Annotated in this window: 8 protein-coding genes and 1 CRISPR repeat array; of the genes, 4 read left to right on the forward strand and 4 right to left on the reverse strand. The window is 66.7% G+C overall.

All coding sequences use genetic code 11. From position 1 onward, the window contains the following. Positions 1-33: 33 nt before the first annotated feature. From serS to earP, 4 genes are all read right to left on the reverse strand, one after another. Positions 34-1317, reverse strand: a complete 1284-nt coding sequence (gene serS / locus ACY3GB_RS20430; protein WP_463090334.1) for a serine--tRNA ligase — start codon at positions 1315-1317, stop codon at positions 34-36. A 2-nt stretch (positions 1318-1319) separates the two neighbouring features. Then, positions 1320-2651 carry a replication-associated recombination protein A gene (locus ACY3GB_RS20435; RefSeq protein ID WP_463090335.1) on the reverse strand — a complete coding sequence of 444 codons (1332 nt, stop codon included), beginning with the start codon at positions 2649-2651 and terminating at the stop codon, positions 1320-1322. 320 nt (positions 2652-2971) lie between these two features. Continuing rightward, positions 2972-3428: direct repeats of the CRISPR family, unit length 29 nt; unit sequence GTGTTCCCCACGCATGTGGGGATGAACCG. 183 nt (positions 3429-3611) lie between these two features. Beyond that, positions 3612-4175 carry an elongation factor P gene (gene efp, locus ACY3GB_RS20440; RefSeq protein ID WP_463090336.1) on the reverse strand — a complete coding sequence of 188 codons (564 nt, stop codon included), beginning with the start codon at positions 4173-4175 and terminating at the stop codon, positions 3612-3614. A gap of 62 nt (positions 4176-4237) precedes the next feature. Continuing rightward, on the reverse strand, positions 4238-5383 hold the full coding sequence (gene earP / locus ACY3GB_RS20445) for an elongation factor P maturation arginine rhamnosyltransferase EarP (RefSeq protein WP_463090337.1): 1146 nt from the start codon (positions 5381-5383) through the stop codon (positions 4238-4240). Between the two features lie 90 nt (positions 5384-5473). On the opposite strand from earP, the gene ACY3GB_RS20450 reads away from it, so the two are divergent. The 4 genes from ACY3GB_RS20450 (at position 5474) to ACY3GB_RS20465 (ending at position 10614) form a co-directional block, all read left to right on the forward strand. Then, positions 5474-6847: an ATP-binding protein gene (locus ACY3GB_RS20450; RefSeq protein ID WP_463090338.1), complete on the forward strand. Its 1374-nt coding sequence runs from the start codon at positions 5474-5476 to the stop codon at positions 6845-6847. Then, entirely contained in the window at positions 6828-7475 is a 648-nt protein-coding gene (locus ACY3GB_RS20455) for a response regulator transcription factor (protein ID WP_345892752.1), read from the forward strand. Before ACY3GB_RS20450 ends, ACY3GB_RS20455 begins: the two co-directional genes overlap by 20 nt. Positions 7476-7500: 25 nt before the next feature. Next, positions 7501-8286 carry a DUF2861 family protein gene (locus ACY3GB_RS20460; RefSeq protein ID WP_463090967.1) on the forward strand — a complete coding sequence of 262 codons (786 nt, stop codon included), beginning with the start codon at positions 7501-7503 and terminating at the stop codon, positions 8284-8286. Between the two features lie 75 nt (positions 8287-8361). Then, positions 8362-10614 carry a glycoside hydrolase gene (locus ACY3GB_RS20465; RefSeq protein WP_463090339.1) on the forward strand — a complete coding sequence of 751 codons (2253 nt, stop codon included), beginning with the start codon at positions 8362-8364 and terminating at the stop codon, positions 10612-10614. Positions 10615-10725 lie beyond the last annotated feature (111 nt).

Here is a 10725-nt window from a genome sequence, read left to right on the forward strand (position 1 = left end):
GGAGACGCCGGTTCTTCATCGGAGGGCTGGAGCTCAGCCGCCGATCCTGTCCTTGCCCATGAACGGACGCAGCACGCTCGGCACGGTCACGCTGCCGTCGGCGTTCTGGTAGTTTTCCAGAATGGCCACCAGCGTGCGGCCCACCGCCAGGCCGGAGCCGTTCAGCGTGTGCACCAGCTGGTTCTTGCCGTTTTCGTCCTTGTAGCGCGCCTTCATGCGGCGTGCCTGGAAGTCGGTCATATTCGAGCAGCTGGAGATTTCGCGGTAGGTGTTCTGCGCCGGCAGCCACACTTCCAGGTCATAGGTTTTGGCGGAGCCGAAGCCCATGTCGCCGGTGCACAGCGTCACCACGCGGTAGGGCAGTTCCAGCGCCTTCAGGATGTTCTCGGCGTGGCCCACCATTTCCTCCAGCGCGGCGTAGGAGTGTTCCGGCTTCTCCACGCGCACCATTTCCACCTTGTCGAACTGGTGCTGGCGGATCATGCCGCGGGTGTCGCGGCCGTAGCTGCCGGCTTCGGAGCGGAAGCACGGCGAGTGCGCGGTCATCTTCTTCGGCAGCTCGCTCTCTTGCAGGATGGTGTCGGCGACGGTGTTGGTCAGCGTCACTTCCGAAGTGGAGATCAGGTATTGCGGCGCGGCTTCTTCATCGCCGCCGCGGGTCACCTTGAACATGTCTTCGGCGAACTTGGGCAGCTGGCCGGTGCCGAGCAGCGCGGTGTCGTTGACGATGTAAGGGGTGTAGTGCTCTTCATAGCCGTGGCTGCCGGTATGGGTGTTCAGCATGAACTGGGCGATGGCGCGGTGCAGGCGGGCGATATCGCCCTTCAGCACGGTGAAGCGCGCGCCGGACAGTTTGGCGCCGGTGTCGAAATCCAGGCCCAGCGGGGCGCCGACGTCGACGTGGTCTTTGACTTCGAAGTCGAACTGGCGCGGCACGCCGACGCGGCGGGCTTCCACGTTGTCGTTTTCATCCTTGCCCACCGGCACCGATTCGTGCGGCAGGTTGGGGATCACCAGCAGCCAGGCGTCCAGCTTGCCCTGCACGCCGTCGAACGCCTGTTCGGCGGCTTTCAGCTCGTCACCCAGGGTGGCTACTTCGGCCAGAATGGCGGAGACGTCTTCACCCTTGCCCTTGGCTATGCCGATCTGCTTGGAGGTGGCGTTGCGCTTGGCTTGCAGTTCCTGCATCCGGGATTGCAGGGACTTGCGCTCGGCTTCCAGCTGATTGAATGCCGCGGTGTCCAGGGTGTAGCCGCGGTCCGCCAGGCGGGCGGCGACGGCTTCGATGTCATTGCGAAGTAGATTGATGTCGAGCATGATTATTCCTGTTTTTCACTATCGGGATCTTGCTGGGCGTCTGCATCCAGCTGACGCAAAAAGGCCAGTTTATCCTGAATCTTGCTTTCCAGCCCGCGCGGCACCGGACGGTACCACTCGATGTCTTCCAGCCCCTCCGGAAGATAGGTTTCCCCGGCGGCGTAGGCGTGGGGCTCATCGTGCGCGTAGCGGTAGGCGTGGCCGTAACCCAGTTCCTTCATCAGGCGGGTGGGCGCATTGCGCAAGTGTACCGGCACCGGGCGGGATTTGTCCTGTTTGACGAAGGCGCGGGCCTGATTATACGCGTTGTATCCGGCATTGCTCTTGGCAGCCACCGCCAGATAGATCACTGCTTGTCCCAGCGCAAGTTCGCCTTCCGGACTGCCCAGCCTTTCGTAGGTCAGCGCCGCGTCGTTGGCGATCTGCATCGCGCGCGGATCGGCCAGGCCGATGTCCTCCCAGGCCATGCGCACGATGCGCCGCGCCAGGTAGCGCGCGTCGGCGCCGCCGTCCAGCATGCGGCTGAGCCAGTACAGCGCGGCGTCCGGATTGGAGCCGCGCACCGATTTGTGCAGCGCCGAGATCTGGTCATAGAAGGCGTCGCCGCCCTTGTCGAAGCGCCGCGCGTTCAGCGTCAGCACCTCTTCCAGAAACGCCGGGTCGACGTCCGCCGCGCCGCGGGTCTGCGCCGCGGTGCGGGTCTGCTCCAGCAGGTTCAGGAAGCGGCGGGCGTCGCCGTCGGCGTAGCCGGTCAGCGTGGAGATGGCCGCGTCGTCGAAATTCAGCCCGTCCAGCGCGCCTTCCGCCTGCGCGCGCTCGAACAGCCGCTTGAGTTCATCCTCGCTCAGGCTGTTCAGCACGTAGACCTGGGCGCGGGACAGCAGCGCGGAATTGACCTCGAACGATGGATTCTCGGTGGTGGCGCCGATGAAGGTGATCAGTCCGGATTCGACGAAGGGCAGGAAGGCGTCCTGCTGGCTCTTGTTGAAGCGGTGCACTTCGTCGACGAACAGGATGGTGCGTCGGCCAGAGCGCTGCAGCACGGCGTTGGCGCGCTCAACCGCCTCGCGGATGTCCTTGACGCCGGCGAACACCGCCGAGATCGGAATGAATTCGGCGTCGAAGCTGGCGGCAAGGATGCGCGCCAGCGTGGTCTTGCCGACGCCGGGCGGGCCCCACAATATCATCGAGTGCGGCTTGCCGGACGCCACCGCCAGGCTCAGCGGCTTGCCCGGGCCGATCAGATGCTGCTGCCCGATCACCTGATCGAGCGCCTGCGGACGCAAGGCCTCGGCCAGCGGTTTTTGCGGTTCGACGGAAAAAAGATCGGACATGGCGCGATTTGGGCGGGATGGAGCGGAGAAACAGTATACCAGCTGGGGGCGGGCATGAAAAAAGCGCCAGTCAGGCGCTTTTTGCTTGCATGCCATTGAAATGGCGTTAGGCTATGGCGTCTGGCCGAGCCGAAAGCCTGGCGGTTGGGGGACTTGATGGCCCGGGTTTGAGGCTAGCGTGCGGCCCGCTTGGAGGAGAACGATTTCCCAAGGCCGAGCGGTGGCGTGCCGGGCGATTTGAGCGGTATTTTATGGCTGGAAAAATCGGTAGAATTTCAGGGTGTGTTTTTGTCTTTAAAAATCAGTGATTTGAAGATGGTGTGTTCCCCGCGCACGTGGGGATGAACCGTTCTTCTTTCAGATCTGTACGCCAAATTTTCGGTGTTCCCCGCGCACGTGGGGATGAACCGGTAGTGTCGTACAGCGTGCCATCGACAGTGTCCGTGTTCCCCGCGCACGTGGGGATGAACCGGGCAGGGAACAGGGCTGCAAATCGTCCGAATGGTGTTCCCCACGCATGTGGGGATGAACCGGGGGTAGGGGATAAGGACCATGCGCAGACAGCGTGTTCCCTACGCACGTGGGGATGAGCCGCCGGCGTGGTGGGCACCGACATCTTCCTGGATGTGTTCCCCACGCATGTGGGGATGAACCGGCGATGTCGTCGGCGACGTTCGCGGCCGGGTAGTGTTCCCCACGCATGTGGGGATGAACCGTGCTCTTCCAGGTTGCGCATCGCCATCGAGCGGTGTTCCCCATGCATGTGGGGATGAACCAAGGAGGAATGGCAATGTCTCACCTGATCGATAGTGTTCCCCACGCACGTGGGGAAGTTTTTGCGCTGAGCAGTTGGCGCATAGGGAAGTTTGGCTCCTCTCTCCCTTTGCCCGGCCACCCCAAGCCCGGCAACAAAAAAGCGCCCTCGCGGGGCGCTTTTTTCGGCACAACAATCCAGAAGGCTTAGGCGCGCTTCTTGAATTCGTTGGTGCGGGTGTCGATTTCGATCTTTTCGCCGGTGTTGACGAAGGCCGGAACCTGAACTTCGAAGGTGGTGCCAACCAGGCGGGCCGGCTTCAGCACTTTGCCCGAGGTGTCGCCGCGCACGGCCGGCTCGGTGTATTCCACTTCGCGGATCACGGTGGTCGGCAGTTCCACGGAGATGGCCTTGCCGTCGTAGAAGGTGACCTGGCAGATGTCTTCCATGCCGTCGACGATGTAGTTGATGGTGTCGCCCAGGTTGTCGGCTTCCACTTCGTACTGGTTGAATTCGGTGTCCATGAACACGTACATCGGGTCGGCGAAGTAGGAGTAGGTGCAGTCCTTGCGGTCCAGCACCACCACGTCGAACTTGTCGTCCGCGCGGTATACGGCTTCGCTGCCGGCGCCGGTCAGCAGGTTCTTCATCTTCATCTTGACGACGGAGGCGTTGCGGCCGGATTTGCTGAACTCAGCCTTTTGAACAACCATCGGGTCGCTGCCGACCATGAATACATTACCAGCGCGCAGTTCTTGTGCGGTTTTCATGCTTGTCTAATCCCAAACTCTTGAAATGAAGCCGGGAAAAATTCCCGACAAAACGCGGTATTCTAGCTGATTTCGCCGATGAAGTGCAGCAGTCTGGCCGCCAGATCGCCGTCTTTCAGCAGATGCTGTTGCCAGTTTGTCGCATGTTCTCGCCATGCCGGCAGCCAGGGCGCGGCGTCGCGCCAGGCGGCGGCGATGTCGCCGTTTCGGTTCCAGTCCAGGTTCAGCGCGCGCAGCGCGGCGGCCATCCCGGCGGGCAGGCCGGCGCAGTATTGGTCGAGAAATGCTTCCAGCTTGGCGAGGTGGGCGTCGTCGTCCTGCGGGTAGATGTGCCACAGCATGGGCCGCGCCGCCCATTGCGAGCGCACCAGGCTGTCCTCGCCGCGCACGCAGTTGAAATCGCAGCTCCACAGCAGGCGGTCGTAGTCGTCCTGATCGCTCAGCGGCAGCACGTGAACGTCCAGATTGCCGAGGCGGGCGTGGTCGCCGGCGCGCAGCGCGCGGCCGAACAGGCCGGCGACATCGGGCAGCACCTTGCCTTCCGGCACCAGGCAGCGCACCGGCAGCGGGCCGTCGGCCCAGGCTTGCAGCAGCCGCGCGGCGGCCGGGTTGTGGTAGGCGAACAGGCTGGCGCGCAGTTCGCCGGCCGTGCGCGGCGGCAGGCCGCGGCGCAGCCAGTAGGCGTTTTGCGCGGCTTCGTCCGCCTGCCAGGCGGCGCGCGCGTCTATCAGCCCGTCCTCGCAGATCAGCCCGCCGCTGGCGGCGTCGAAGCCGGGAAAGAAGAAATGCTTGGTCAGCGGCAGCCTGGGGTGGGGCGAGGGCAGCTTGTGGTGGCTGAGGGTCCAGTCCTCGGCCGACAGGTATTCCAGATTGATCCACGCCGGCTTGATGGCCCGCGCCGCCATCGCCGCTTCGAAGCTGTCCGGCAAGCGGCAGCCGAAGGCCTCGATCACCGCGTCGGCGGGGACGATGTCGGCGGGAAAGCCAGCCTGGGGCCAATGACGGATGTCGATGCCGGCCAGCGTCTGCCTTGGCGACGCCGGATCCAGCCCCGGCGCGATGCGGGCGAAGCTGGCCAGATCATCCACCCACAGCCGCACGGCGTGGCCGTAGTCGCGCGCCAGCCGGCGCGCCAGACGCCAGGCGACGCCGATGTCGCCGTAGTTGTCGATGACGGTACAGAAGATATCCCAGCTGCGAGGTGGCATGAGGCGAAACGATGGAGAAACAAACGCCGGCAGCTTACCACGGAAGCGCGGCGCTGCGGGCTGGCTGCGGCGGGCCTTATAATCCCATCCATGCCGCGCCTTCTCGCCCTGTTTTTGATCGCCCTGAGCCTGCATGCCCGCGCCGATGTCGCCGCGCTGCAGGCGTCGCTGCGCGCCGCGCGTTCGCAGGCGGAGACGGCGGTGGCCGCCTTGCAGCAGCTGGACGCCGCGCTGCTGCGGCCGGATTCGCTGTATCCGGCGCTGGGCCAGCTTCCTTTGGCCCAATTGCAGGCGCTGTACCGCCACCGCGGGCAGTGCCGCGCGCCGTGGCCGGCGCTGCCGGCCGATCTGCTGCGTTTCGAGCGCGCGCTGTGCGATGGCGAGGCGCTGCCGCCGGCCTGGTTCGCCGCCCATCCCATCCATCCGCTGGGCGGCAGCTATGCCTGGCACTATCTGCAGCGCCATTCCGATTCCGCATCCGCCTTGCAGCCCTATCTGCATGTGCGCGAACGGCCGGCGGCCTTCTCCGGCATCGGCAGGTTGGGCGACGACAACCTGGCCGCGCTGCTGTCCGGCGAGCGCTGGCTGCTGGACGGCGGCGATCTGTGGCGGCGCGACGGCACGTCCTGGCGGCGCTACGGCGCCGGACAATGGCGGCCGCTGGCGGACGCGGCCAGGCTGGCGTTGAGCCCGTTGGCCGATGGCGACGCCTGTCCGCAGCCGTTGGGCCGGATCTGCGCGCGGCCGCTGCCGCCGTCGCCCTGGTGGTGGCGGGCGCTGGCCGGCATCTCGCTGCTGGCGGCGGCCGGCGTGCTGGCTTACGGCTGGCTGCAGCGCCGCCGGCTGGAGCGGGAGCGGCGCTTCGTGCTGCAGATGCTCACCCACGAACTGCGCACCCCCATCGCCGGGCTGGGCAATGTGGTGGAGGACTTTCGCGCCGGTTTCGATCAATTGCCGGCCGGTGCGCAGCAAGGCTTCGGCCGGCTGGCCGACGGCGTGCTGCGGCTGCGCCAGCTGGCCGATGCCAGCCGGCATTACCTGGCGGCGGACAGCCGGCTGGAGACGCCGCAGCCGCTGCCCTTGTCCGCGTGGCTGGACAGCTTCGCGGAACGCCACGGCGCGGCTTACTGTCTGGATCAGGATAGAAACTTGAAGCTGCCCGCCTACTGGCTGGGCCTGTGCCTGGACAATCTGCTGCGCAACGCGCGCCAGCACGGCCGGCCGCCGGTGCGCATCCTGGCCAGTTGGGAGAAGGGCCGGCTGCGGCTGGCGGTGAGCGACGGCGGCGCGCTGCCGCGCTACCGCTTGTCGCTGTTGCGGCGCGAGCTGGGCGCGGATGCCGGCATGGGGCTGGGCCTGGCCATCGTGCGGCGGGTGATGAACAGGCTGGGCGGACGGCTGACGCTGGAAGGGCCGCCGACGACATTCGCGCTGGAGTTGCCGTGTGACGATATTGCTGATTGAAGACGACGCCGAACTAGGCGCGGGACTGCGCCAGTTCCTGCGACAGCAGGGCTACGACTGCCTGTGGCTGCGCGACGGCGGCGAAGTGGCCGCTCACTGGCGGCAAGCCGAACTGGCGATACTGGACCGCCAGCTGCCGGACGGCGACTCGCTGCGCCTGCTGCCCCAATGGCTGGCGCTGAAGGCGCTGCCGGTGATCGTGCTCACCGCCCGGGTGGAGCTGGATGACAGGGTGGCCGGGCTGGAGGCCGGCGCGCGCGATTATCTGACCAAGCCCTTCGCTCATGTGGAGCTGCTGGCCCGCGTGCGCGCCCAATTGCGGCCGCTGGGCGAGGGCGCCTTGGCCTGCGGCGAGCTGCAGTTGTTTCCGGCCAGGCTGGCGGCGGCCTGGCGCGGCGGCGAGGTGGCGCTCACCCGCACCGAGTTCGACCTGCTGGCGATGCTGGCGCGGATGCCGGGCCGGGTGTTCACCCGCGACGAGCTGCTGAACCAGGTATGGGGCTACCAGCATTTCCCGTCCACCCGCACCGTGGACACCCATGTGCTGCAGCTGCGGCAGAAGCTGCCCGACATCCCGATAGAAACCGTGCGCGGCGTCGGCTACCGGCTGAGCGGGGGCGGGGCGTGAGGCCGCCGTTCTGGCTGGCCCTGGCCTGGGCGGCGCCGGCGGCCGCCGCGCCGCTGCTGCCCGCCACGCCGCTGGAGCCGGCCTATCACGCCTTGCTTTCCGGCGACCGCGCGGCGCCTGGCGCCAGTTGGACGCGCAGGGGGCCGCGATGTCCAGCGCCGCGCAGCGCCAGGCCTGGCTCACGCTGCAGCGCGAGCTGGCGTCCGGCCAGTGCGGCCGCGACGCGCCGGCGGCGCCGCCGGCCTGGCTGGGCGACCTGGAGCTGGACCTGATCCAGCGCGACATCCCGCTCAGCCGCGTCTACAACGTCAGGCTGAACGGCGTCAGCCCGCGGCGCGACCTGCGCTGGTCGCTGCGGCTGCCGGACGGCCGCGAACTCTTGGCCGGCGTCATGACGCGCTACGATGGCCGCCAGTTCGAGCTGGAAAGCGAAGACCAGTCCGCGGCTTTGCCGCCCGGCGTATATAGGCTAACCGCGCAAAGCGGCGGCCAGACCTGGCGGCAGGACCTGTCGCTGCCTGGCATGGCCGCGCAAGACTGGCTGCGGCGCGACGGCCGCAAGCTGGCGCCGCGTCCGCCTGTCCAGCCATCCGCCTGCCCGCAGCCCTGGCTGGAACAGGCGCTGCTGTCGCAGCCGGACTTCGAATTGCGCTGGTGGCAGCGGCGCGAGCTGGGCCAGACCCTGCGCTGGCCGGCCAACGCTGGCGGCCAGAAACTGTGGGCCAGCGTGTCGCTGCTGCGCGCCGAGTTCCGCGGCCCTGTCGCCATCCGCCAGATCCACCGCGTGGCCGCGCCCTTGGGCCAGTTCTGACATTATCCTGACAATCGCCAGTTCCTTTTGCGCTGCAATGCGGCCTATCCAAATGACTGATTTGCGGGAGAAGGAATGACGCGTCTGATCAAAATGTTGCCGCTGGCCGCGGCGTGGGGGATATCCCTGCCGGCCTGGGCCGGGCTGGTGTTGCAGAACCCGGAGTGGAAAGTTGAGCTGGAGCCGGCCACGCTGGCGCTGAAGGTGGCGGCGGCGGGCGAGCCGGCGCGGCCGGTATCCGATGGCGTGCCGGCGCGCAAGGTGTCCGCGCTGCGCCAGGATGATCAATCAGCCGACTGGCAATGGGACGACGGCCGTTACCGCTGGCAGGCCAGGTTGAGCGGCAGAGATCTGACGCTGACCCTGAACGCCAAAGCGCCGGGCAGGGTGGAGCTGCTGCGCCAGCCGGCGTCGGCGATGGGCAAGGGCCTGCTGCTGCCTTTGGCCGAGGGCAGCTACATCCCGGCCGGCAGCAAGCTGTGGCGCGATTTTCTGCCAGGATTCGCCGGAGATGGCCTGGATACCTCGGAAAACCTCAGCCTGCCGTTGTGGGGCATGGACTATGGCCGCCGCAGCCTGCACTGGTTGCTGCTGGAGCCGTTCAACAATCAATTGGCCATCCGCGCCGAGGGCCAGGGCTTCGCCTTGAGCCTGAGCCACGAATTCAACCCGCTCAATCAGCAACGGCCGATGACGCTGCTGCTGCGGCTGGCCGACGACAATCTGCTGGCCGGCGCGCAGCGTTACCGGCAATGGCTGATCGACGCAGGCCGTTATCAAACGCTGGCCGACAAGATCAAGGCGCAGCCGGACACCGCCAAGCTGATCGGCGCCAGCCACGTCTATCTGTGGGGCAATAATCTGCTGGATGCGTCCGACGTGCGCGACTGGCCGGCCTTCCTCACGCTGCTGCGCGGTCCGGACCCAGTGGCCGCCAGGCTGCGCGGCCGTTTCGACGCCGAGGCCGGCAAGGTTTTGCGCCAGGTCGGCGCCAAGCCGGATCATTACCAGCAACGCGCGCTGCTGGAGGCCGTCAACCAGGCGCTGACCGCCGAGGCCCGCGCCGGCTGGCTGGGCAAAAAGCCGGACTGGGAACGGATGGCCGCGCCCTATCTGCGGCTGCGCGCGCTGGCGGAGCGGCTGTTCGGCCCGGCGCTGCGGCCGGACGCGTCGCGCTGGGGCGGCGGCCTGTCGCGCAAGACCATCGATGCCTTGCAGGCGGCCGGCCTCAAACGACTGTGGCTGGGCGCGGATAATTGGGAGGGGGGGCTGTGGCAGCCGCAGGCGGTGAAGGCCGGCGTAGACGCCGGTTATTTGATGACCGCCTACGACTCCTACGAGACCGCGCTGCAGCCGGGTCATCGCGAAGACTGGCTCACCGCCCAGCAGGGGGAAGCCGTCTATCGCCAATGCGGCGTCACGCTGGCCAGCGGCAAGAAAAAGGCGGGCTTCCAGCAGTCCGGCTACTACACCAACCCTGACTGCGTGCGCGACACCCTGCAACAGCGCACCCGCGCGCTGCATGCCGCCGCCGGCTTCAACAGCTGGTTTCTGGACGCCTACGCCACCGGGATGGTGTTTGACGACTACACCCCGGGCCGCCAGACCGGCAAGGCGGAGATGGCCGCCGGCTATGAAAAGTCTATGCAATGGGTGGTCGATGCCTATCGGCTGCCGGTTGGCTCGGAAATGGGCAACGCCGCCACCAGCCGCGGCATCGCCTTCGCCCATGGCATGCAGGTTCCGGTGATGGGCTGGGGCGACGCCGATCTGCAGAAAAACAAGCAGTCGCCGTACTTCCTGGGCCGCTGGTATCCGTCAGACCAGCCGGAAACCTTCTTCAAGAAAGTGCCGCTGAAGCAGCCGTACCGCGATCTTTACTACGGCGCGCCGTACCGCTTGCCGCTGTACCAGGCGGTGTTCCATGGTTCGGTGATCACCGCCAACCACTGGCTGTACGACAACCTGAAATTCTCCAACGCCTACGCCGACAACCTGCTGGCGCAATGGCTGTATAACGTGCCGCCGCTGTTCCACCTGTCCGCCGCCAGCCTCAAGGCCCGCCTGCCGCAGCTGCAATGCGCGGACCGCGCCTTTCGCCCGCTGCATCAGCAGCTTGCAGGTCAGGCGCTCGCCGGCTTCGCCTGGTTGAACGCCGAACATACGCTGCAGCAAACCCGCTTCGCCGACGGCAGCCGCCTCACCGCCAACTTCGACTCCGCGCCGGTTCGTTACGGTAAGCAAACCCTCCCGCCGCAAAGTCTGCTGGCTGAGCTTGCCGGCCAGCCGCCCAGGCTGCTGCGGGTGGCGGATTGCGCCGGCAAGTAAGCGGCGGCGATAATGCTGATGTCGTTTCTTCGGCCATGGCGCGGCGGTTTTCCATGGCCGGCGGAGCGGCATTGCCGAGCGATCGAGATGGTGATTTTTTGAGCGGAAAAA

Source organism: Chromobacterium sp. Ag138 (assembly GCF_055181315.1).